This window comes from Oculatella sp. FACHB-28, assembly GCF_014696015.1.
In the GTDB taxonomy this organism is placed as follows: Bacteria; Cyanobacteriota; Cyanobacteriia; order Elainellales; family Elainellaceae; genus JAAUTN01.
The window spans coordinates 202647-225312 of sequence record NZ_JACJPJ010000041.1 but is presented as its reverse complement, the minus strand read 5'-3'; the positions used below and the strand labels follow the sequence as shown (position 1 = coordinate 225312).

Genomic DNA, 22666 nt, shown 5'->3' with positions numbered 1-22666 from the left:
ATAACGAATGAACTGCCTCTGATAGGATTAGGGCTAACCCTTTTGCAATAACTACCGTTGAGGGTCAACCTTGAAGATTGTCCTGGAGAATGTTCACAAATCCTACGGTAGACGCGCAGTCGTTAACCGCGTCAACCTTTCGGTAGTGCGAGGAGAAGTGGTAGGGCTGCTTGGTCCAAATGGGGCAGGAAAAACGACTACCTTTTACATGGCAACAGGGCTAGAAAAGCCTGATCAAGGTAGAGTTTGGCTAAATGACTTGGACATCACCGATTTGCCAATGCACCAGCGGGCTAAATTGGGAATTGGCTATTTAGCTCAAGAACCTAGTATTTTTCGGCATCTCAGTGTGCAGGACAACATTTTGCTCGTGTTGCAGCAGACAGGAGTACCGCGCTACGAACATGTTGATCGATTACATCAACTGCTCAAGGAATTTCGCCTGGAGAAAGTTGCTGCTACTTCTGGAGTTAAAGTTTCCGGAGGAGAGCGACGGCGTACAGAATTGGCTAGAGCACTAGCGTCTGGGCAAGATGGACCAAAATTCTTACTGCTAGATGAGCCGTTTGCGGGAGTTGATCCGATCGCCGTTGCTGAGATTCAAGAGATCATTGCTAACTTGCGCGATCGCCAGATGGGAATCTTGATTACCGATCACAACGTTCGAGAAACCCTAGCAATCACCGATCGTGCTTACATCATGCGAGATGGGCAAATTTTAGCATCCGGCAGTTCGGAGGAGCTTTACAGTAATCCACTAGTGCGCCAATACTATCTGGGTGACAGTTTCCAACCGTAAGGCTACTCTATAAAGTCTCCCCTCAATTCCCCGATGCTGTTGCTGATTCAGCTTTTATGAATTCAGGTTTCTCAAAACTTGCTAATCCAAAACTTAACCTGTGGAACTGGCTGCCTCAACTGTCAGTGATGGATCGCTACATTGCCACGGAGTTAACACTGCCTTTTTTGTTTGGGGTGGGAATTTTTTCGTCCCTTGGTGTTTCGGTAGGGGCGCTGTTTGACCTGATTCGTCGTGTCACGGAGTCTGGATTGCCAATCTCTACAGCTGTAGAGATACTAGCGTTAAATTTTCCTCAGTTCATGGTTTATGGCTTTCCTGCCTCCTCGCTGTTGGCTACCCTGATGACGTATGGGCGGCTCTCCACGGACAGTGAACTGGTGGCGCTGCGCGGCTGTGGCATCAGTGTGTTTCGTCTGGTGCTTCCGGCTGTTGTGCTTTGTACGATCGTGACGGGGCTGACGTTTGTATTTAACGAGCTAATTGTTCCAGCGGCTAACTACCGTGCAGCAACGACGCTGGAGCGGGCATTAGGGGATGAAAGACCTGAATTTCAGGAAGAAAACATCTTCTATCAAGAATTTCAGGAGTTTGTCGAAGATGATGGCGATCGCAAGCAGCGGCTAGCGCGGCTCTTCTATGCCAGAGAGTTTAACGGACGGGAGATGCAGGGGCTAACCATTCTAGACTTTTCGCGAGAAGGGCTAAATCAAATTGTTAGCGCCAAATCCGCCATCTGGAATCTAGCTCAAAGCACCTGGGATTTTTTTGATGGCACCATTTATGTGGTGTCGTCGGATGGTTCGTTTCGCAATATCGTCACCTTTGAGCAGCAGCAAATTCAGTTGCCGCGCACCCCGTTGGACCTTGCCTCCAGAGGACGCGACTATGACGAAATGAATATCAAACAATCGCTAGATTACATGGCGCTGCTACAACAGGGCGGGGATGAGGCAAAGATTCGCAAGCTAAGAGTGCGAATTCAGCAGAAATACTCTTTGCCCTTTGTCTGTGTAGCGTTTGGGCTAGTTGGGGCCGCACTGGGAACGCGATCGCGACGCACAGGGAGAGCAACGGGTTTTGCCATTAGCCTGGTGATTATCTTTGGCTATTACCTGTCTGCGGTGGTCACTGGCTCCCTCGCCCAAAACGAAGTTTTATCGCCCTTTATGGGAGCGTGGCTACCCAACCTGCTTGGGCTGGTGGCTGGTGGTTTCCTGTTAGTTCGGGCTTCTCGCTAGGGCTGTGATTAAAGGCGTTGATGTTAACAAATCTACGCAGATTTCTGTGTGAAGTGTTGAAGAAGACTTCATATAGAAGCAGGTATAAATTTTAAGAAGCGGCTAGGATAGAACAAAATCAAGTTCAGCTAATGGATTTGTTGTAGAGTTCGGACTGCTATAACCATGTCACCTCTAAATCACTCTCCGGCTTCCGTTCGTTATCTCAAAGCGCGGCTGCGGATTCTAAAGCGCCCTGCGGTTTGGGGATCTGCGGCAATCCTATTGCTGACCTTGTTCTCCGTTTACACTCTTTTGCAGCGCCCAGACTGGTTGACCGTTAGTGAGAGCGATCGAGTCTCTCCTGAAGCTGAAAACGCAACTGACACGGCTGACCCTGATGCCTTGCCGCCCGAAGAAGACAGTGCGATCGGGATGGATATCGACAGTCTCTCGGTCCTAAGAAACGAGATTAGTGACTTTGATGAAGAAGCAGAAATTGATCTGCTGGCTCCGCCGTCACGCTCTGCAGATGGGGAAGATGGGGAAGCGTCCACCTTACGGCCGACGGATTCACCTTTGGTTAGTGGGGCACCTCAGTCTACTAGTCAGTCTTCTCCATTTTCGTCAGCTTATGCTCAAGGTGGTCAACCTTTGAGTCTGAACCTGTTCAACAATCCCACTTTATTGCCCGGAAGTTCGACTACTGCTGATTCTGCTTCGGCTGGGGCACCAAATCCTGGCTTTGGGTTGGGCACAGCCACCCAAGCTACTCCTCCTGCTAGTCCACTTCGCTCAGCAGTTGAGCAATACGCTAATTCTGCTAACCAGCCCACCACTCAAGCTCAAACTCAATCTCAGGCTGAGTCTTCTGAGACAGCCTCAGGCGACACGAGGCGACAGCCAGCGGCAACTCCTACTTATCTGCCGCCTCAACCGGTAGGGCAATATGCCCCTCAAACTTCTCCAGCCCCTGGAACGACGGGCTACACGATTCCGCCTTCCCTGATTTACGGTCGCAATAGCCCGTATACCAGCCCAACTAACCCCAATTCGGTTAGCCCTCAGGCTGTACCTGGCTTACCGCAGGCTCCGCAAGTCTTGCCGCAAACCATTCCTGCTCAACCTGGAATTGGGCAACCGGTCCAGACTCCCTACGGCGGTGGAACAGCAGGCGGTACTTCTCCAGTTCCCAACGTGCAACAGCCCCAGGTGGTTCAACCCCCGCCTCAACCTTTCTCAGTACCTCGTACGAGTGCAGGGTACTCGATTGGGGGACGAGAGATTGAGACTTTCTCAAATCCTTAAACGCCAACTTGTAGTGCTTACTTCTTAAAAAGAAGGGAGACAGGAGGTTTAGCCCTGCCTCCCTTCTTTGTCTTAACCTTTATGACTAGAGCTATAGAGCGGTAGCAGTACGATAAAAGCCGACCCCTCGCCGGGTTTACTTCTCACTGAGATAGAGCCACCACAGCGCAGCAAAAGCTGATGGACAATGGACAGCCCTAAACCCGCGCCGTTTTGGTCGTCTGCACCACCCTGACGTACTCGATAGAAGCGCTCGAAGATTCGGGGGATTTCGGTGGGTGGAATGCCAATTCCGGTGTCTCGCACTTCTACTTGAATATAGTCGCCCTGTTGTCTTGCCTTGACCCACACCTGTCCGCCTTCAGGGGTGAATTTGATGCTGTTGTGCAGAAGGTTGATGACGATCTGCCTCAGCCAGTTGGGCAGGCAGGAGACGGGTGGCAGGTCTTCAGGCACAGTGTAGGCTAGCATGATGCCCTTTTCCTGAGCTAGCGGCTGATAGGTGCTGACAATTCCGGGGACTGCTTCGATCAGGCGTAGCGGCTGCATCGGGGTGTCAACTGCATCTTCAATCTGCACCAGGTCGAGCACACTGGTGATGAGAGAACTCTGGCGATCGCACTCGTGGGTCAACATCTCCATGTAGCGCTGGCGTTGAGGCGTCTTAAGACTGGGAGAAGCGAGTAGGGTAAGAGCCGTTTTCATGGTGGTCAACGGTGTCCGCAACTCTTGCCCAACATGCTTCAGAAATTCGTCCTTGAGCCGAATGGAATGGAGCAGTTCCTCATTTTCAAGCTGAAGCGCTGCCGCCGCATCCGCTTGTCTGCGCCAGAGTGCCGTGCTGTACCAGATTTCTTCTTGTCGCTGAACTTGTTTAGTAAATAAATGGCTCAACAGGCTTGGGTTGAGTGGGCAATCTGTCACTTGCTCGACAAACCCGTCCCAATTAACTAGCAGTTCTTCAATTTCAGCAGTTGGTTCAGCCTGCGATTGCCCAAAACAAACGGCGCGATGGATTCCTTCTAAAACTTGCTGGATCGTTTCACCATTCAGGGTGAAAAGTCCCAATAAGGGATGCTTGCGATCGACCTCTTCGTCACCTATTGGAATGGATTTAGGGCTGCTGAATAGGGTGTCTTGATTGTCACTATCTCGGGGCGATCGCATGGAACGAGGTCGATGAGCCAGCACCAACCCACAAAAATCAGCTGATAACACCAGCAAAAAGTATTCTCGCCTCAAGTTGCTCTCAGCCGCCAGAGGTAAGGTTAGGCTACCCGCGTGTCCAGTCAAAGGGGGCACGGGATCGCGAACGTCCAACCATTCATCTTCTAGTTCATCGGTCGGTGCTGTGAATGAAGGCTCCTGTGGCTCGTCTGTTGCTTCGGGTTCGAGTTCAGCTAGTGGGTCTGATGGCGCTAACGGGTCGAATTGATCAAAGTCTGCGATCGCGGTTTGCTTTTTAGCCTCCTCCCGATGAGAACTGAGAATGTATAGCGAAGAGGGAACACTGACTGACTTTTGAAAACGCTCAATCTCAGATTGCCAAGCTTCGCCACGGGGTAGTTTTAGCCATAGAGTTGCAGGAATTCTTTGGTCAAGCAGCAAGTCCATCAAGGTACTGACCATGGACTTAAAGATAGTCGGGCTAACCTGCAAAGGACGAGGAGCGGTCTCTGAGCTGTGGGCTAGCTCATAAAGGGAAACGTCCTGGAGGCTGGATGAGTTCATGAGGGTGAGGTGATGAACAGAGGAATGAGGCTATAGCAGCAATAACAAGGCGATCGCCACTGCTGCTATGTACTAGCGCGTCGAGCATTTCGCCAAAAAATCTGAATGATTTTCTAGACCAGGGTTTAACACAAACTATAAAGACATAAGGCTAACTCGTTTTGGCAACTAAAAATCTTTGAGAAAAAGCTTTAGCTTCAAAACGAGTCACTTTAAAGGCTCATACGCTTCACGTTTGAGCTGTTATTCAAGACAGATTTCAACCGTAAGTTCACTGCTTATTAGGTTAAACCTGGTTTAGAAATTTATCCACCATTCCTAAATTTGCATCAGCTAAATAGATAGACATTTCGATCAGAAATCTGCCTCATTCTGTCGAATTAATCTGCCTGATCAAGCCGCTCAGTCAAGGCTGCCCGTGCCTGTTCTCGGTCATCAAAGTGAACTTTTTCTGTACCTAAAATTTGATAGTCTTCATGCCCTTTTCCAGCAATTAGTACGCCATCTCCAGCCTTAGCTTGCAAAATAGCGGTGCGAATTGCCTCGGCACGATCGCCAATGACTAGCGGCTCTACCGTATCGGGAATGCCGGTGAGAATGTCCTGCAAAATTCGCTCTGGATCTTCGGTACGGGGATTGTCTGAGGTGACAATTGCCCAATCCGCCAATTCTGCGGCAATTTTGCCCATGAGGGGACGCTTGGTGCGATCGCGATCACCCCCGCAGCCAAATACACAGATCATCCGAGCCGGAATGAAAGGACGTGCTGCTTTTAGCAAATTTTCTAAACTGTCGGGCGTGTGAGCATAGTCCACAATGACGTTGATGTCTTGCGTTTGAGTAATCTGCACCTGCTCCATCCGTCCAGGAACGCCCGTGAAGAGAGGCAAGGAGTGGGCGATCGCCTCCAATTCCACACCTAAGTGCAGCGCTGCCCCTACTGCTGCTAACAGATTTGACAAGTTGAACTGCCCGACCAGCGGAGATTGAAACGCTGTCTCTCCCTTGGGTGTGTGCAAAACGCCCTTTACCCCGTCTGGCTCATATACCAAATCGCTTGTCCACAAATCTGCCGTCTGACCCGTAACGCTGTACGTCCAGACTTGCCCAGGCTGTAATTGTTGAACTAGCCGCTGCCCATAAGCATCATCTAGATTCACAATTGCTCGACCTTTGAGGTAGTCCGTTGAAAACAGCAGCGCCTTGGCAGAAAAATAGTCTTCCATGTCGCGGTGATAGTCCAGATGATCCTGAGTCAAGTTGGTAAACACCGCTACCTCAAAGGGGCAACCCATCACCCGCCCTTGCGCCAGCGCATGAGAACTGACTTCCATCACACCCAGTTTGCAGCCTGCTGCTACCGCCTCAGCCAACTGCTGCTGCAATTCCACCGCAAAGGGTGTAGTGTGAACTGCCGTTTGCTGATGACCCGCCCAGCGAGTGTAGAGCGTTCCCATCAGGGCGGTCGGCTGCTGTGTCTGGTTCAGCAGAAACTCGATCAGGTGAGTCGTGGTTGTCTTGCCGTTAGTACCGGTCACTCCGACCAGTTGAAGCTGCTGTGCTGGATAGCCATAAAACGCCGTCGCTATCTGAGCACAAGCCTGCACCATGTCAGCTACGGGAATGACGCAAGCAGTTGAATCTGTTGGAGGCTGTTTCTGAGCGGCTGAGGTAGAAACTAGGGCAGCGATCGCCCCTGTGACGATCGCACTTGGCCAAAACTCACCCCCATCTACCCGTGTTCCTGGCATCCCAATAAATAAATCTCCTGGCTGACAGGCATGAGAATTGGTCGCCAACCCTTTTACCTCAGCCTCTAAAGCCGGATACTCTGGTATCTGAACGGACTCAGGCAAAACCATCAAGAGTTCTCGTAATTTCATGTCAACAACTCCTCACATCTGCTGCGCCTATTCTGAACTATTTCCTACCCCATATTTCTGTAGCATCTGCTCCACTTGGGCGATCGTGGCACGAGGGGAGAGGCGAGGGAGGGGAATTGGGGATTGGGGGGTGGAGGTTGCTTCCAGGAAGAGGACTGGAATTTCGTATTGAAAGGCTTCAAACCAATCTTTGCGAGTGGTAATGTCTCTCACCTCTAGCTCAAACTGTAGCGTTTGAATTTGCCCTAGTTTTTCCTCAAGTCCTTCACACAGATGACATCCGGGCTTGCTGTATAGAATTAACCGCATAGAAAATCTCTCATGAACTAGTAAGACCTGTTTTCCGATCGGAATACGAGCCTTTTCTCAAGCTAAAATTGTCTGTAGAAACACAAATAAGCTTACTGAAGAAATGACTAGTTATTCCGTAGAGCGCAAAAGCCAGAATCAGAGTTTTGACCTGGATGAGCTAAACCAAAGATTTGAGACTGCTCATCCGTCAGAAGTTCTTTTCTGGTGTGTGGCTAACTTCCCAACTGGGCTGGTGCAGACGAGTGCTTTTAATGTCGATGATCTGATCATCACGGACATTCTCTATCGTCAAATCATTCCTGCTCAACCCGTTCCTGTGATTTTCCTGGATACGCTGCATCACTTCCCGCAAACCCTGGAACTGGTTGCTAAAGCTGAAGCAATCTATAGATTGGACTTGAAAACTTACAAGATTCCCGACGTGGCAACTCGTGAAGCCTTTGCTGCACAGTACGGTGAAGCGCTTTGGGATACTGACATTCAGAAATTTCATCACTTGACCAAAATTGAGCCTTTGCAGCGCAGCCTAAAAGAACTGGACAGCAAAGCCTGGATTACGGGACGTCGCCGCGATCAGGCAACCACTCGTGCTGATATGCCCGTTCTAGAGCTAGACGCAAACCAACGTCTCAAGGTCAATCCGCTAGCTAACTGGACTCGCAAGCAAAGCTGGGAATATGTCGTAAAGCATGGCGTTATCTACAACCCGCTGCACGACCAGGGCTATCCCAGTATTGGCGATGAACCGATCACGACTCCCGTTGCCGAAGGCGAAGACGAGCGGGCCGGACGCTGGCGCGGCACAGGTAAGACGGAGTGTGGAATTCATATTTGAGGAAGGGGCTAAGAGCTAAGGACTGGGGGCTAGCTCCCAGTCCTTAGCCATCGTGCTACCGTTGAGCGTAATGCTGTCAACGCATGGCTCGATGGTTAAGATTCTTCATCTTTCGGATATTCATTTGGGTAGCGGGTTTTCGCATGGGCGAATTAATCCGGAGACGGGGTTGAATACGCGGCTCGAAGATTTTGTAAAGACGCTGGGGCTGTGTATTGATCGAGCAGTTTCTGAACCGGTTGATTTAGTCCTATTTGGTGGGGATGCGTTCCCCGATGCGACACCGCCGCCGATTGTGCAACAGGCGTTTGCGGCGCAGTTTCGCCGTTTGGTGGATGCTCAGATTCCGACAGTGCTGCTGGTAGGAAATCATGACCAGCACGCTCAGGGGCAGGGGGGTGCGAGTCTGTGCATTTATCGCACGTTGGGAATTCCGGGATTTGTGGTGGGCGATCGCCTGGAAACTCACACGATTCAAACCCGCAGCGGAGCCATACAAATCATTACGCTGCCCTGGCTCACCCGTTCTACCCTGCTCACCCGTCCTGAAACGGAAGGTTTATCTCTGGTAGAGGTGAATGATCTGCTGATCGATCGCCTACGGGTTGCCTTAGAAGGGGAAATTCGGCGGCTTGATCCAGATATTCCAACGGTGCTGCTGGCTCATTTGATGACTGATACGGCAAGATTTGGGGCAGAGCGGTTTTTGGCAGTTGGTAAGGGATTTACGGTGCCGATGGCGTTGCTCAACCGTCCCTGTTTTGACTATGTGGCGTTAGGGCACGTACATCGACATCAGATTTTGGCGGAGCAGCCGCCAGTGGTGTATCCGGGCAGTATCGAGCGGGTTGACTTTAGCGAAGAGCAAGAGGAGAAGGGCTATGTGCTGGTTGAGCTAGAGGGCGATCGCACTCAGCTAGAGTTTTGTCCTTTACCCGTCCGCGCGTTTCGCACGCTGCGAGTCGATTTATCTAAGGTAGAAGATCCGCAAGCGGCGTTACTCCAGGCGATTCAGCTAGAAACAATTGAAGAGGCGGTGGTCCGTCTGGTCTATCAGCTTCGCTCGGATCAGCTTAGCCAAATTGACAGTGCTGCGTTGCATGATGCGCTCAGTGCTGCTCATACATACACGATTCACGCTGAGTTGGTGAGCCAGCTTGCTCGTCCTCGATTACCTGAATTGGGTGCAGGTAGTGGCATTGATCCGATTGAGGCACTGCAAGCGTATCTGGACAATCAGCCCAACCTGAAGGACATCGCAGGTGAAATGCTGGAGGTGGCTCAAAGCTTAATGGCAAAGGAACAGGCTGTTTGGCTGGGTGCGGCTGAGGTGGATTTGCTGGAGGAGGATGATTTTGGCAATCGCCCCGCCATCGAAGCAGTGGAGGCCCAACTAAGATTGCTTTAATGGTAAATGGCTCTAAATCGCCTGATTCCCATCGCCCTGCTGTGACCAATGCCCAATCCCAACATCCACGCTCAACCGCCGCTAGAGTTTATTCCCTCTCAGTTTGATCCACTGGTGTTTGGAGCGGTGCGATCGCTGCTGCCCACTTGGCGACGTTGGCGAGTTGGGATTACAGACATTGAGGTCAGCAATCTTGAAACCCTGGCACAACTATACAAACAGTTTCAGGACGGCAAGATCCGCTTGCTGATTGCCTTTCGCCATCCTAGTACCAACGACCCTTACAGCATGGCAGATATGCTGTGGCGGCAGGTGTCTCAGACGATGCGGCAGCAGGGCATTCCGGTCAAAGCTCCGATCCATGCCCACTTTATTTATGACCGGGGAATTCCGCTGTGGGCAGGTAAGTTCGTTGGCTGGCTCTACTCGCGCTTAGGGGGAACTCCAATTCGGCGGGGTAAGGTCGATCTGATGGGGCTGCGCTCGATCCGAGAACTGTTTGCCAATGGACAATTTCCTATGGCGGCGGCTCCTGAAGGGGCAACCAATGGACACAACGAAATTGTCAGCCCAATCGAACCGGGGATTGCTCAGTTTGGCTTTTGGTGTGTGGAGGATTTGCACAAGGCAGGACGGACGGAGCAGGTCTTAATCGTGCCCATTGGCATCCAGTATCGCTATGTAGAACCACCCTGGGACTTGGTAGAACAGTTGTTGAGCCGACTGGAGTTGGAGAGCGGGTTGGTTCCAGAAGCGGCGGCAGTGGGTGGGAGTGAGGGCGATTACCCCAAAGGGGGAACTGCTTCGCATCGCCAAACTCTTCTCTACCGCAGGCTTTACCGATTGGGCGAACATTTGCTGACGCTGATGGAGCAGTTTTACAAGAAGTTTTACGGTCAATCATTCCCGGCTGTTCCAGCAGCAGCTTCGACATCATCTGCTGAAGGTTCCCCAGACCCTTCTCTTCTCAGCTCCAACGAACAGCTTGCTCATCGTCTCCAGGCTTTGCTAAGTGCGGCTCTGAGCGTGGCAGAGCAGTTCTTTGACCTGCCGCCCAAAGGAAATTTGAGCGATCGCTGTCGTCGTCTGGAGCAGGCTGGCTGGGATCGAATTTATCGAGAAGACCTGAAGCAAATCGAAGCCCTTTCTCCCGTCGAGCGAGGATTGGCTGACCGCGTCGCCGAGGAAGCCGACCTGCGGCTGTGGCACATGCGCCTGGTAGAAACCTTTGTCAGCGTCACGGGGCACTACGTCGCCGAAAAGCTCACCGTTGAACGGTTTGCCGAGACAACGCTGCTGCTGTGGGACATGGTAACGCGCATCAAAGGCAAATCTCCCTTTCCCCGTCCGAAACTGGGGCAGCAGCAGGTCAAGATGACGGTCGGTGCACCCATTTCTGTCTCTGATTATTGGGAAGCTTATCAGTCAAGCCGTCGTCAAGCCGTTGCTACCCTGACTAAAGAGTTGCAGACCGTGATGGAAGAGGTTGCCAAAGCATGAGACATTCCGGTTGAATCTCTGAGCATCCTAATTGAACCTCTGAGCATCCTAGTTGAACCTCCGAGCATTCCGGTTGGATCTCCGAACATCACCGCTGAAGCATGAGACATGCCGGTTGAACCTCCCAGCATCGCGGTTAAACCTCTGAGTTATCACTGCCAAAGCATCAGCCATCGCGGTTGAACCTCCAAGCATGACTGCCGGAACACTGAGCATCACTGTCGAAGCATGAAGTATCGCCGCTGGACACTGTAGACGTCGCGATTGAAGTGTCAGATATAGCCATCGAAGCGTGAAGCAATTTTCAAGTTTTCAAAATTACGCACTTGAGACCTGAAACCTTGCTCCCTCTCAGCCCAGAGGCTTTTTGATCAGGCATGTCCAAATGAATTCATCACCTTAATCCACCTGCTCTGGCGTAGCGAATGGGTGGTTGAATCAAACTGTTTTCTTGGAAGCGGCTGAAGCGGAAGAGGTCGAGTAGCTTGACCTGATCATCAATCTTGCCCAGGATAAAGCGGCTCATTAGGTCGCCAATGATCGGGCTAAGTTTATATCCGTGTCCGCTAAAGCCAACGGCGCAGTAGAGTCCGGGAATGTGGTCGAGGCGATCGATAATTGGCTGGTAGTCAGGCGTAATTCCCCAAATACCGGAGTACGTTTCAACAACCGGGGCTGTTTCTAAAATAGGGCAGCGGCGAATTAACTTTTGCTGAAGCGTTTCGCAAATGTCAGGAAACTGCTGTCCGTGAAACTGGTCAGCATCAGGCAGCAAAAACTGCGGGTGATATTTTGGGTCTGAGTTACCAATGCGGGTGTAGGGCTGGTCGGCATCCGATCGCACGTAACACAGATTCACTAAATCAGATACAACGGGGTGCGGTGCGGCATATTCAGTAGGACGCTCCATCACCACCACATGCTCGACAACAGGGCTAACCGGAAAAGGTAAACCCAGCGCCTCAGTGAATTTTCTAGCCCAGGGACCGACACAATCTACAACGGTGCGGGTAGCAATGTCCCCAGTTGGGGTACTAACTGCCTCAATTCGCCCTTCCAGGTCTAGCTTGATGCCCGTGACAGGGGTTTCTGTGCGAACCTCAACGCCCAACTCGGCAGCACGGTTTGCCAGGGCGATTGTTGTTTTGGGAGGACTGCCATAGCCAGAATTGGGCTCATAAGCTGCCGCAGCTACATCATCAATTCGCAGAAATGGCATCTGCGCCTGCGCTTCAGCGGGGGAAACCATCTGCACGTCAATGCCTAACGGCTGGTGCATTGAAACGACATCCTTAAGGGTGTCAACATCCGAATCACCAACCAGAATGAAGTATCCACAGGGATTGAAGCCGCTGTCGTAGCCACCAAACCGCTCTTCAAAGTTGTGAAAAAGCTGAAGTGAGGCGTAGGCCAGTTTGGCTAAGACGGGATGGGTGTAGTGGGTGCGAATAATTCCGATGCCTTTACCCGAAGCGCCATTCGCCAACTGCTTTTGCTCTAGCAGCAGCACTTTTCCTGCCTGCTGTTCCGCTAGGTGAAGGGCGATCGCTGCTCCAATGCACCCACCCCCTACCACCACAATATCCGCCGTCTCACTCATACCCTGACACTCCATCACCCAGCGCCTAACCCGTAACGCGAACTTAACAAACTCCATCCCAACCAGGCGTATCGCCCTATACAAACTTGTCATAACAAGATTGATTTACTTGAGGGCAAAGCGTCTGAAGGTGTTTTGGAGAGTCTGCTATGGTCAGCATGTTGTCTCGCGATCGCAGCCTGGTTAAGTTGGCAGATGAGCTCAACCTGGATTTTTTCCTGGTTTCTTACACTGACTTGCTGGGTGGAACTCGCTCTAAGCTGGTTCCAGCTGCCAAAATTGCTGCGGTTGAGTCGGATGGTGCCTTCTTTGCGCCGTTTGCCTCTAATTTAGGGCTAGGTCCAGATGCCCATGACATCGCCGCCATTCCTGACCCCAACTCTCTAATCGTGCTGCCCTGGCAAACCAACGTGGGTTGGTTAGCTAGCGACATTTACATGGATGGCGAACCGTTTGCAGCGGCTCCTAGAAATATTTTTAAGCAAGTCCTTCAGCGCTGTGAAAGCCTCGGCTACAGCTACAAAACGGGCGTTGAGGCAGAATTTTTCTTGCTAAAGAAAGGCGAACAGGGCTATCAAATTGCTGACTCAATGGATACGGCTGTGCGTCCCTGCTATGACCAGCTCAACCTGATGCGTCAGTTTGACCTGATTTCGACGCTGGTTGGCTATATGGAAAGTTTGGGCTGGGAGCCTTACCAGTGTGACCACGAAGACGCAAACGGACAGTTTGAACTGAACTGGACATACAGCGATGCGCTAACGACTGCCGATCGCCACGTTTTCTTCAAATACATGGTGAAAACTCTGGCAGAGCAACGAGGATTGACTGCCACTTTCATGCCCAAACCGTTTAGCCACCTCACCGGAAACGGCGCACATCTGCACATGAGCCTATGGAATGACGGGGAGAATGCCTTTGCCGATGCTAAGGATGAGCTAGGTTTGGCGGCGATCGGCTACGAATTTCTCGCAGGCATCCTGGCTCACGCGCGGGGCGTTTCTGCTCTGTGTACCCCTACGGTTACCTCTTACAAGCGGTTAGCCGCCAGTACCAGCGTTTCGGGAAGCTGTTGGGCACCTCGCTACATTTCCTACGGTGGCAACAACCGCACCCACATGATTCGCATTCCCGAAGGCGGACGGTTTGAGTGTCGTCTGGTTGATGGTGCTGCCAATTTGTATCTGGCGCAGGCAGGCTTGTTGGCGGCCGGGTTAGACGGCATTGCGAATCACCTACAACCCAAGGAACGGCTTGACGAAAATATGTTTGTCCGGGGTTCAGAGTTTTCTGACCTACAAACCCTACCCACCAGCCTGATAGAAGCGCTGCACTGTCTAGAGCAAGACCCGCTGATCATGGCTACTTTGGGAGAACAGGCGGCTAAAACTTTCCTTGACTTCAAATATCAGGAATGGAACGCCTACAGCATGGCGGTCACTCCCTGGGAAATGGAACAATACGTGAATTGCTAATGATGTGCTGCTACTATTAGGCGAATAGGTGAGGGGCATTGCCCCTCACCTATTCGCCCTAGCTTGACTGACCAGCACCATAAACCCTGGTTAAACGCTGTACTCTAGGGCAAAGTGATGTTACTACCGGATTAGTAGTTCCAAGGTTTCAAGGTGTCTACCTCCGTTAAATCATGAACAATTTTTCACTCGATGATCTCGCCAAGAAAGACTTCTTTGTCTGCATTGGCGTTTGGCTTGCCCTGGAAGTCGTTAGTTTCGTTATTTTTCCTACGTTCAGGCTGATTCAACCGGGCGATCGCTTGCAGTCCTGGTTCCTGATGAGTTTACCGTTGGGAATCATAGGAGCTTTTATGGTGGGAGCTAGCTCTCGCTATATGGCTATTGCTAACGAACGAGATCCCGGAAATGAAAAGACTCTTCGCATTTGGCTGGGTCAATTGATTGGCGGCTTAGGGCTAGCAGGCATTGCTTTCCCGTTGCTGATGGTAATTATTGAGTTCTTCACGATTATGCTAAGTACCCCGATCAAGACTTAGAGTCGTCTCGGGCTTATTCCTGGCAGATTTGCAGCACCACGCCTTCCCGAGCTAACTGCACATTGGGGAAACTAGACTGAACTTCTGCCTCAACTTGGTCCAAAAAGTTGTCGTCATGGGCAGGGTCGTGGTGAAACATGACCATCTGCTTAACGTTGGCGGCAACTGCCACCTCAATACCAGCTTGCCAGGTTGCGGGCTTGTGCTCGGCTGCGTCTGTGCTGGGCGTGTAATAAGTGTGATCTGCGTAGGCAGCATCATAGATCAGCAAATCTGCCTGATGCGCCAAATAGAGCAAACTCTGGTCTAGCTTCTCTGACGAATGCTCGGTGTCCGTTGCGTAGACGACAGAATGACCATTCCAGCTAATGCGATAGCCCAAGGCGCTGTTCGGGCGGTTGAGGGCGATCGTTTCAACGATGACGTCGTCTAGCGAGAGCATGGAGCCGGGAGAGATGTCGTGAAACCGCATCTCAGATCGCATGACCTGAAGTGGCACCGGAAAATTAGGACGCAGCATTTGATCGCTGAGGCGCTGCTTAATCGAAGCTCCATTGGGTCCAATGGAGCCATAGATGTCAAAAGAGTTGCCCGCAATAAAGGCAGGAATAAAAAACGGAAAGCCTTGAATCCGATCCCAGTGGGTGTGCGTAAAGAATAAGTGAGCGGAGACGGGCATCTGCTTTACCATCGTTCTACCTAGAACGCGCAGTCCGGTGCCGCCGTCAAAAATTAGCCGTTTGCCTCCGACCTGCATCTCGACGCAAACCGTGTTTCCCCCGTAGCGGACATTTTCGATGCCAGGTGTAGGAATGCTGCCCCGAACTCCCCAGAACTGCACCGTAAAAGCCTGGGAAACGCTGGTTTGGGGTGCATTGCTGCTGGTGGGTTGCACACTCTTTATTGGGGAGTCAAAACCTGACATCTTCAATTGCATTAACCCTTGCTTAGCGGATCATTGTAGTTTGTAGAGTCTTATCTGCAGATTCTACTTGTGAGCCAGAATTTTAACTGCCCGATAAATTGACCGATAGCTGAGAAATTGAGGTGACACCAGGAACCAAATAGCTAGAGCGAGGATTGACTACCAGGCTCTCTCTACACTATATTTCGACCGTTCTACTTTTTTCCTCGTATATACCCCTACAAAATACTCGCATCAGGAAAATAAATCGGAAATGCAAACTTTCAACAGCCCCAACGGAAGTTTGAACACTGAATAAAGAGCATTCTATTCAATCTACAGAACTTTGTTGGGCAGTGACCAGGGTGATGCAACTGAACCTGCATCTTAATACAGCAGTGCCCTGAGCGAAACAGGCTAAACCTGTAAGACATTTGCAGAGGGCACTACTTCTTTAAGTTTTATTTTTGTCCTGCTTTGATGCAGGCTTCAACCAGCGGAGCAACATGATCAACGTCTTTCCAGCCTAAGATTTCAGTTACTTTCTTCTCTAGATTTTTATAGGTTCTAAAGAATTCAGCAATTTCGTCCAGACGGTGAGGAGCGATGTCACTCAAAGACTTGACCTGGGCATAGCGGGGGTCTTTGTCGGGCACGCAGAGAATTTTTTCGTCGCGATCGCCTCCATCCACCATTTCCAACATCCCGATGGGTCGTGCAGCAATGACGCATCCTGGGAAGGTGGGCTGATCCATAATCACCATACCGTCCAGGGGGTCGCCATCGTCTGCCAGGGTGTTGGGCACAAATCCATAGTCATAGGGATATTGCACTGAGGCATAAAGCACCCGATCGAGTGCAAAAGACTGGAGGTCCTTGTCAAATTCGTACTTGTTCTTGCTGCCTGCCGGAATTTCGATCAGGACGTTGATAATTCCAGGTTTGGGCTGGGGGGGAATGCGCGATAAATCCACAACAGTTCTCCAATCAAATAGCATTTTGGGCAGCCAGCCTCTTCTCTTCAAAACTGAACATTTGACGTGTCCCACGCGCGCAGGGCACGTCAAATGTTCAGCTTCTATGTAGAAACGGTGTGAACTGCCCCTCGAATAGCATTCTAGGGGATGACGGTTAACTCATGGCAACCCGTTCCTCCTAAAAATCCCTGATTTGAGGGAGTTTGGAGGAATATGACGATGATCGATTACATACCGATTACATCAATCTTGGGATCGCAGAAGCGGGTAGGTTGACGGTTGCCAAATTTCAACGCTGTCTGAAGAGAAGTAGGCGATCGCAAAGACGGGAATGGTCAAAGTCATGAGAGCTATAAACGTACCGATGATGTTGGCTAACCTGTGAGAAGTTCGCCCAGGAGGGTTGTCGGTTCGACTACCAGATTCCATATAGGATTTGAAAAACCAGCTTGAATTGAGTATTGCTTTAGTCTGTAAAGTTATCCCAACTTTAATGAGAATCGGGATAGTTCTACGGGTGATCTTAACAATTTCACAAAGGAACCGAATTTGCTGTGATCTAGATTGCAAATCCCTACATCTAAAGGTCGAGTTAAGAATGAGTTAACTCAGATTGAATAGTTCCCGTGTAATTCTGGAATCACCCGGTAGTAGAATTAGCAACTTTGTCAAGTTGGCTATTCTAGGGTGTGTAGTATTCATTTCGCATAGTTTTTAACACTGCTGCTATGCTTTCACAAATTGTTCGTCCGATGGTTCGTACTCAAATCCGGCTGCTGGCAAACAGTCAGGCGACTCGTTCAACACTAGTCAACACGATTGCCCAGTGGCTTGGCTTTTTGGGAGTGCGGGCACAAGTCACCCAAATTGATGCGGTTTCCAATCAAATTTCTGTTTCGCTGACAGTGGGCAAGCCGGAAGCCTGCGATACTCACGATTGGCAGCAGATTTTGCAAAACCTGAATCAAAGTAAGACTGAAGAAGAGGTTTTGCCTTCGACGCAAGTGCAGATGACTCCGCAACAGCAAAGTAAATTGCAGCGACTAATGGCTTATTTAATTCAGGTGGGCAGTGTAGAACAGCCTAACTGGGAAAAGCTCTATCCTCAGCTTCAAACATTGGGATTTGAGGAATCGACGCTGTTGGGCATTCGGTCGGCGCTGAAGGTGCCGCAATCGCTTGACCATTTGATGGAGGGGTTGGATTCGGATGTGGCGGCGATCGCCCTTCCCAAAGCAGTAAGCATTGCCTTGCTCGACCGTCAGGTGAATCCCTCGGAAGATAAGGCTCTGTCCACGCTGCTGGAAGCGATGAAGCAGCCGACTTCTGCTCAAAGCTAATTCGCTAAACCTAATCCTTACTTAAAGTAAATCAGCAGGTTTAGCCCTGGAATGGTGCGCGAGAGCGTCCAGAGCAGCAGTGCGATGTAGAGAATGCCCAAAAGCCACTGATACCAGGAGAGGGTGGTGATCAGCCCGGGTAGATGTTCGTCGCGCAGGCGAATGTCGTTGAAGCCGAATTTGAGCAAATTATTCAGGCTGAAGTCGAAGTAGTTGAGCCAGTTCCAGCGGCGATCCCAAAGGATGGGCATGTAGCGATCGCGAAAAAAGACAAACCGGGGCATATTCGGCAGTCTGCCAATCAGCAGGCGAAACTGCCGCAGGCTGCCATCTTCGACAAAGTAGCTAACGTCCATCAGGTCGTGATAGCGACCTCGCTGATAGATCAAAAACAGCAGCGTTGCCGGTACCGGAATAATCACAATCGCTAGACAGGTGAGTGTCAGCCAGGGCTGCTCGGAGGTGCGAAAAATGGCTGAGAGTCCAAGTAGCGACAATAGGCTAAAACTGCTGACAACCCAGGTACTTTCTGATAGCGTTGGCACGATTGGTTTGGGGTGAAAGCGACGCAGGCGATCGATCAACCAAAACAAGCCGCCAAAGTAGGCTAGTGCAATCATGCCGACTCCAAAACTGAGCCAAAAATTGGTGCCATAGGCACTTAATAGCAGCAGCAGGCTAAGCCCTAGCCAGTGCATTGCATCTAACGTCCAGCCAACAGCCGAACGAGGTTCGCTGACGACGACGCGATCGCGCACTTTAACGTAGGTCGCTAGATCAATTTCGTTTAGCCTCAGCAGGTCGGGAAGATTGCGAAAGGCTTGCTCGGTCCGAAATTGGGCGATCGCCTCTGCCTGGGCGAGTGAGAAACCAACTTGTTGAAGCCGTTCTAACGTTGCTGTGTTCAGGTTGGTGCCCCACAACTGCTGCCGCAACTGCCGCAGCCGCAGCTTTTCTCGCGTATATTCCACCTGATTTGCATCGGGAATTTGCTCTAGCAAGCGAAAGTTTCGCACTAGATTGCGAAGCAGCGTTTCGTTGCCTTGCAGCGTTGGTACAGAAAGCACTCGCCCCACCTGCCCCGGATCGCCCAAAATTCTTGCTTCCTCGGAGTTAAACTGAAGCCCTGTAACATTCAGGTAAGCGGCTTTGGCAAAGCTGGCATCGCCAAAATCTGCCTGATCTAAAATGTTTGCCCCCCGCAAATTGACGGGCTGGCTAAACTGAGCTTCTCGAAAGCTAATTAGTTTCTCAAAGGTGGCTTCACTCAAGAAGAGAGAACGGGAGAATTTGCTTCTGTTGAAGAAGACGGAGTTTTGCCAATTGGTTTGAGCAAAGTCGGCGTTGCCCTGCCACTGAGTACGGCTGAAATTTGCGGTTTGTTGAAAGGCTGACTGACTGAAGTTAGCGGTTGAGCGGAATTCACTACCCTGAAAATTAACTGCCTGAAATCGCCCCAGGTTGAATCCGACCCGTTCAAAGAAAATGGTGTTACGAAATCGAGCTTCACGCCGAAAGATAGCTCCGGTGAAGTTGGCTGGCTGGCTAAACCGCGTCTCTGACCAGTCTGTGTCCTGAACAAACTCTGCTCCTGGAGCTTCGACGCGACCGAGGAAGAAGGCGTTGGTGAAGTTAACGAAGTCTTCAAAGCGGGTCTGAACGAGTTTGAGCGCTCCCCGAAATACGGTGATTTGTAGGGAGGTGGGCTGTCCTTGAATCAGCAGCGATCGCGATAGTTGGCTCAATTGCGACAGCCGACGGCGATCGCGCCTCAACTGCGCTTGCTCTGTCCCGCTTAAAAGCGGCGATAGCTCCTGACCATAGAGCGACGATCGCAGTCCCAGTTCACTAATATTCAACTCGCCCTTGATGGTGGAATAGCTCAGGTCTAAGCCTAGTGGAGCAATCATTTCCCCGGTTGTGACATTGCGGGAGCGCTGGAGTTGTGCCTGAATCAATCGGTAGAACTGATCGCGAAAGTCCGCATTTTCAGGACGCAAATCAATTACGACTCGGCGCAGGTCCAAGGTTCGTACGCCTTCGCTTTGGAGGGGCGATCGCAATCTTTCTTGCAATAGCTCCACCGTTAGAGGAACTTGCTCTGGCTGGGCGATCGCTCCCCAGGCAGCTTGGGGCTGTAAAACGAGGATTAAAAAAATCAGAAATAAGATGCCTAGGCTAGCCCGAAACGGATACATTGGCGCTTGTAGAAGGGATCAAAATCTATAGCTAGCCAGGAAATTCATGATGAGTCTGGATCTGCGCTATTTCAGTTCACTGTCTAGCTTATTACTCGTTACTGCAACTGTGGCGATCGCTCTACCCGCTTCAACTTTAAGCATCCATTACTAGCGCAATTTTGCCGATGCTCGATCCGTCCTCTAAGAGTCGATGAGCGGCGGCAGCTTCTGCTAAAGGAAAGGTGCGGTTTAGGTGGATTCGCAATTGCTGCTGGTCAAATAGTCGGGCGCACTGCTGCAAAATTTTCGCTTGGTCTTGCTGGGCTTTGACTAAGCCTTTGAGCATCGGGGTGAGCATTAGCTCGAAGCTGATACGGAGGTTGCGATCGCGCGCTGTTTTCCAATCTGTCTCTGGGTCTGCTCCTAAAATCGTCACTACGTCACCATAGATGCGTGTGGCTGCAAAGGATTGGGAGAATACAGCTCCACCAACGGTATCAAAGCTGAGGTCAACGCCTTCTCCGTTTGTCCAGTCGAGAGCTGCCTGCACAAAGTCACGCTGATTGTAGAAGATGGGAAAGTCTGCCCCCATTTGACGAACAAAGTCAGCTTTTTCTTGGGAACTGATGGTGGTGGCAACTTCTACTCCGGTTAGTTTTGCCAGTTGAATGGCAACGTGCCCTACGCCGCCTGCCCCAGCATGAATGAGGACTTTGCGTCCTGCTTCTAGGCGACCACGATCGTAGAGTGCTTCCCAGGCAGTGATCAGGACGAGGGGTGCGGCGGCGGCTTCGGCAAAGCTGAGGGATTTGGGTTTGTGAGCAACGAAGCGCTGATCGACGACTGCGAGTTCGGCGTAGTTGCCGGGGTGACTGCCTAAGCCTGCGTTGCAGAAGTAGACTTCGTCGCCTACCTGGAAGGATTGAACACCGGGGGCGATCGCTTCTACGATTCCAGTCCCATCGCAGCCTAGGACGGCAGGCATTTGGTCGGGGAAGAAGGTGCCACGTTTGCGGAGTTTGGTGTCAATCGGGTTGATGCCTGCTGCTTTGAGGCGAACTAGGATTTCGGTGTTGTGCTGAATTTGTGGGTCGGGGATTTCTTTTAGCTGTAGAACGTCTGGATCTCCGGCGGAGGTCATGATGACGGCTTTCACGGGTTGGCTCCTCAAGGGTTCAGCGTTGGTGCGATTTTTAGAATAGATCGCTTGTGGAGTGTGCGAAAGTTTATGGACTCTGGCAGAAACCCTGTGTGGGGGACTTGCCCCCCACGACCCCCACTGAGGGACGGTTGCGTCCCCCAGACCCCCTCCAAAAGGGTTGACTACTACGCTAGGTCGGGCTTCGCACCTGTGGGAGGCAAAATCTAGTTAAGAGCTGATTTTTTGTGTGCATTGCACACAAAAAATCAGCTCTTAAGGTAGCCCTAGCTCCTAGCTCCTCTCGATTCCTCTGGCTCAATCCAAAGCGTTCGCTTTTCGGAGCTGCGAATGATGGTGAGGGGCGATCGCACGCTGACTTGTTCTTCGGTGAGGACTTTGTGTAGGTCGTCGATGCTGGCGATCGCCTGTTCGCCAAAGCCTACGATTACGTCTCGCTCTAGTAGTCCGGCACGGTGGGCGGGGCTGTCTGCTTCGATGGAAATAACTAGGATGCCGCTTTCGACGGTGAGGTTGTAGAAGTTTTGGAGGCGACGGGGAAGGGGTACGGTTTGACCTCCAACGCCGATGTAGCTGCGCCGCACTCTGCCATCTCGGATCAGTGGCCCAACGACGAATTTTGCGGTGTTGATGGGGATGGCAAAGCAGATGCCTTGGGCTGACATGATCACGGCGGTGTTTACGCCAATCACTTCACCTCGTGAAGAAACCAGTGGACCACCGGAGTTGCCGGGGTTGAGGGCGGCATCAGTCTGGATGACGCTGTCGATTAGTCTGCCGGAGTTAGAGCGGAACGATCGCCCAACGGCACTGACTACGCCTGCGGTGACGGTGCACTGAAAGCCATAGGGGTTACCAATGGCGATCGCGACTTGCCCTGCCCGCAAAAATTCAGAATCGCCCAGCTTTGCTGCTACCAGATTGGGTGCCTGAATCCGAATTACAGCGAGGTCAGTGTCTGGATCTTCGCCCACCATTTCTGCACTGTAGCGACGACCATCTGAGAGCGTTACCTCAATATGGCTGGCGTTGTGAACCACATGGCTATTGGTCAGAATGTAGCCGTCTGGAGTAAACACAAAGCCAGAACCGTTTCCCTGCATTTCTCGACTGCGATAGGGGCGATCGCTTCGCTGCTGCCGCACATCAATGTTGACTACTGCTGGACTTACCTTTTCAACCACCTGAGTCACTGTCTCAGAGTAAGCATCCAGCAGGCGATCGTCATTCAAAACAGTGGAAACAGGCTGAAGCTCCTGGCTACCCTGACGTGGCGTACCATCCGAAACAAGTCGTAAAGCTGTCATACCGCAAACTCCTGTCCCGATCTAAAGCGGGATGACACTTAATAAAATTGTGTCTCCAAATTTAGCAATCGCTCTCCTACCCGTGTTGCCCTAGCAGGGAGGGAAAACCCTACCAAAAACGTGAGACCAGGCACCACAGCGCTCCCATTCCCGTGCAACCCACTGATGCGAAGCGCGCTTTGCTACCCA

The 22666-nt window shown here is 51.3% G+C and carries 19 protein-coding genes; 9 read left to right on the top strand and 10 right to left on the bottom strand.

Annotated elements, in window-relative coordinates:
* Window positions 1-70: 70 nt before the first annotated feature.
* The 3 genes from lptB (at window position 71) to H6F88_RS05945 (ending at window position 3327) form a co-directional block, all read left to right on the top strand.
* Window positions 71-799 (top strand): LPS export ABC transporter ATP-binding protein, encoded by a 729-nt coding sequence (gene lptB, locus H6F88_RS05955; protein WP_190641817.1) that lies wholly within the window; start codon window positions 71-73, stop codon window positions 797-799.
* Window positions 800-927: 128 nt separating this feature from the next.
* A complete protein-coding gene (locus tag H6F88_RS05950) occupies window positions 928-2040 on the top strand; it encodes an LptF/LptG family permease (protein WP_190641873.1) in 1113 nt (370 codons plus the stop codon).
* 165 nt (window positions 2041-2205) lie between these two features.
* The gene (locus H6F88_RS05945) at window positions 2206-3327 is read left to right on the top strand and encodes a hypothetical protein (protein WP_190641816.1); all 1122 of its coding nucleotides are present in this window, start codon (window positions 2206-2208) and stop codon (window positions 3325-3327) included.
* Between the two features lie 72 nt (window positions 3328-3399).
* Here H6F88_RS05945 and H6F88_RS05940 read toward each other — a convergent pair whose 3' ends face one another.
* The 3 genes from H6F88_RS05940 to H6F88_RS05930 form a co-directional block, all read right to left on the bottom strand.
* Window positions 3400-5058: an ATP-binding protein gene (locus tag H6F88_RS05940; RefSeq protein WP_190641815.1), complete on the bottom strand. Its 1659-nt coding sequence runs from the start codon at window positions 5056-5058 to the stop codon at window positions 3400-3402.
* A 380-nt stretch (window positions 5059-5438) separates the two neighbouring features.
* Window positions 5439-6941 (bottom strand): UDP-N-acetylmuramoyl-L-alanyl-D-glutamate--2,6-diaminopimelate ligase, encoded by a 1503-nt coding sequence (locus tag H6F88_RS05935; protein ID WP_190641814.1) that lies wholly within the window; start codon window positions 6939-6941, stop codon window positions 5439-5441.
* A gap of 27 nt (window positions 6942-6968) precedes the next feature.
* The gene (locus H6F88_RS05930; RefSeq protein ID WP_190641813.1) at window positions 6969-7250 is read right to left on the bottom strand and encodes a glutaredoxin family protein; all 282 of its coding nucleotides are present in this window, start codon (window positions 7248-7250) and stop codon (window positions 6969-6971) included.
* A gap of 103 nt (window positions 7251-7353) precedes the next feature.
* On the opposite strand from H6F88_RS05930, the gene cysH reads away from it, so the two are divergent.
* The 3 genes from cysH (at window position 7354) to H6F88_RS05915 (ending at window position 10996) form a co-directional block, all read left to right on the top strand.
* The gene (gene cysH, locus H6F88_RS05925) at window positions 7354-8088 is read left to right on the top strand and encodes a phosphoadenosine phosphosulfate reductase (protein WP_190641812.1); all 735 of its coding nucleotides are present in this window, start codon (window positions 7354-7356) and stop codon (window positions 8086-8088) included.
* Window positions 8089-8179: 91 nt separating this feature from the next.
* Window positions 8180-9496, top strand: a complete 1317-nt coding sequence (gene sbcD / locus H6F88_RS05920) for an exonuclease subunit SbcD (protein ID WP_190641811.1) — start codon at window positions 8180-8182, stop codon at window positions 9494-9496.
* A 48-nt stretch (window positions 9497-9544) separates the two neighbouring features.
* Window positions 9545-10996 carry a 1-acyl-sn-glycerol-3-phosphate acyltransferase gene (locus H6F88_RS05915; protein WP_190641810.1) on the top strand — a complete coding sequence of 484 codons (1452 nt, stop codon included), beginning with the start codon at window positions 9545-9547 and terminating at the stop codon, window positions 10994-10996.
* 394 nt (window positions 10997-11390) lie between these two features.
* On the opposite strand, the gene H6F88_RS05910 is transcribed toward H6F88_RS05915, so the two are convergent.
* Window positions 11391-12689 carry an FAD-dependent oxidoreductase gene (locus H6F88_RS05910; protein WP_190641809.1) on the bottom strand — a complete coding sequence of 433 codons (1299 nt, stop codon included), beginning with the start codon at window positions 12687-12689 and terminating at the stop codon, window positions 11391-11393.
* A 56-nt stretch (window positions 12690-12745) separates the two neighbouring features.
* Between H6F88_RS05910 and glnT the strand changes: the two genes are divergently transcribed.
* The gene (gene glnT, locus H6F88_RS05905) at window positions 12746-14071 is read left to right on the top strand and encodes a type III glutamate--ammonia ligase (protein ID WP_190641808.1); all 1326 of its coding nucleotides are present in this window, start codon (window positions 12746-12748) and stop codon (window positions 14069-14071) included.
* A gap of 173 nt (window positions 14072-14244) precedes the next feature.
* Window positions 14245-14610, top strand: a complete 366-nt coding sequence (locus tag H6F88_RS05900; protein ID WP_190641807.1) for a hypothetical protein — start codon at window positions 14245-14247, stop codon at window positions 14608-14610.
* A gap of 13 nt (window positions 14611-14623) precedes the next feature.
* Here H6F88_RS05900 and H6F88_RS05895 read toward each other — a convergent pair whose 3' ends face one another.
* From H6F88_RS05895 to H6F88_RS05885, 3 genes are all read right to left on the bottom strand, one after another.
* Window positions 14624-15535: an MBL fold metallo-hydrolase gene (locus H6F88_RS05895; protein WP_190641806.1), complete on the bottom strand. Its 912-nt coding sequence runs from the start codon at window positions 15533-15535 to the stop codon at window positions 14624-14626.
* 440 nt (window positions 15536-15975) lie between these two features.
* Window positions 15976-16488: an inorganic diphosphatase gene (locus H6F88_RS05890; RefSeq protein ID WP_190641805.1), complete on the bottom strand. Its 513-nt coding sequence runs from the start codon at window positions 16486-16488 to the stop codon at window positions 15976-15978.
* A 246-nt stretch (window positions 16489-16734) separates the two neighbouring features.
* On the bottom strand, window positions 16735-16920 hold the full coding sequence (locus H6F88_RS05885; RefSeq protein WP_190641804.1) for a hypothetical protein: 186 nt from the start codon (window positions 16918-16920) through the stop codon (window positions 16735-16737).
* Between the two features lie 299 nt (window positions 16921-17219).
* Between H6F88_RS05885 and H6F88_RS05880 the strand changes: the two genes are divergently transcribed.
* A complete protein-coding gene (locus H6F88_RS05880) occupies window positions 17220-17831 on the top strand; it encodes a hypothetical protein (RefSeq protein WP_190641803.1) in 612 nt (203 codons plus the stop codon).
* 17 nt (window positions 17832-17848) lie between these two features.
* On the opposite strand, the gene H6F88_RS05875 is transcribed toward H6F88_RS05880, so the two are convergent.
* From H6F88_RS05875 to H6F88_RS05865, 3 genes are all read right to left on the bottom strand, one after another.
* Window positions 17849-20029: a pentapeptide repeat-containing protein gene (locus H6F88_RS05875; RefSeq protein ID WP_190641802.1), complete on the bottom strand. Its 2181-nt coding sequence runs from the start codon at window positions 20027-20029 to the stop codon at window positions 17849-17851.
* Window positions 20030-20165: 136 nt separating this feature from the next.
* On the bottom strand, window positions 20166-21167 hold the full coding sequence (locus H6F88_RS05870; RefSeq protein WP_190641801.1) for a zinc-binding dehydrogenase: 1002 nt from the start codon (window positions 21165-21167) through the stop codon (window positions 20166-20168).
* 269 nt (window positions 21168-21436) lie between these two features.
* Window positions 21437-22477 carry a trypsin-like peptidase domain-containing protein gene (locus H6F88_RS05865; protein ID WP_190641800.1) on the bottom strand — a complete coding sequence of 347 codons (1041 nt, stop codon included), beginning with the start codon at window positions 22475-22477 and terminating at the stop codon, window positions 21437-21439.
* Window positions 22478-22666: the final 189 nt, after the last annotated feature.

Coding starts and splice junctions, on each gene's coding strand:
- H6F88_RS05945 (WP_190641816.1), top strand. CDS start 2,206: ATGTCACCTCTAAATCACTCTCCGGCTTCCGTTCGTTATCTCAAAGCG.
- sbcD (WP_190641811.1), top strand. CDS start 8,180: ATGGTTAAGATTCTTCATCTTTCGGATATTCATTTGGGTAGCGGGTTT.
- H6F88_RS05910 (WP_190641809.1), bottom strand. CDS start 12,689: ATGACAAGTTTGTATAGGGCGATACGCCTGGTTGGGATGGAGTTTGTT.
- H6F88_RS05880 (WP_190641803.1), top strand. CDS start 17,220: ATGCTTTCACAAATTGTTCGTCCGATGGTTCGTACTCAAATCCGGCTG.
- H6F88_RS05950 (WP_190641873.1), top strand. CDS start 928: ATGGATCGCTACATTGCCACGGAGTTAACACTGCCTTTTTTGTTTGGG.
- H6F88_RS05885 (WP_190641804.1), bottom strand. CDS start 16,920: ATGGAATCTGGTAGTCGAACCGACAACCCTCCTGGGCGAACTTCTCAC.
- cysH (WP_190641812.1), top strand. CDS start 7,354: ATGACTAGTTATTCCGTAGAGCGCAAAAGCCAGAATCAGAGTTTTGAC.
- H6F88_RS05915 (WP_190641810.1), top strand. CDS start 9,545: ATGCCCAATCCCAACATCCACGCTCAACCGCCGCTAGAGTTTATTCCC.
- H6F88_RS05940 (WP_190641815.1), bottom strand. CDS start 5,058: ATGAACTCATCCAGCCTCCAGGACGTTTCCCTTTATGAGCTAGCCCAC.
- H6F88_RS05875 (WP_190641802.1), bottom strand. CDS start 20,029: ATGTATCCGTTTCGGGCTAGCCTAGGCATCTTATTTCTGATTTTTTTA.
- H6F88_RS05895 (WP_190641806.1), bottom strand. CDS start 15,535: ATGTCAGGTTTTGACTCCCCAATAAAGAGTGTGCAACCCACCAGCAGC.
- glnT (WP_190641808.1), top strand. CDS start 12,746: ATGGTCAGCATGTTGTCTCGCGATCGCAGCCTGGTTAAGTTGGCAGAT.
- H6F88_RS05900 (WP_190641807.1), top strand. CDS start 14,245: ATGAACAATTTTTCACTCGATGATCTCGCCAAGAAAGACTTCTTTGTC.
- H6F88_RS05865 (WP_190641800.1), bottom strand. CDS start 22,477: ATGACAGCTTTACGACTTGTTTCGGATGGTACGCCACGTCAGGGTAGC.
- H6F88_RS05935 (WP_190641814.1), bottom strand. CDS start 6,941: ATGAAATTACGAGAACTCTTGATGGTTTTGCCTGAGTCCGTTCAGATA.
- H6F88_RS05930 (WP_190641813.1), bottom strand. CDS start 7,250: ATGCGGTTAATTCTATACAGCAAGCCCGGATGTCATCTGTGTGAAGGA.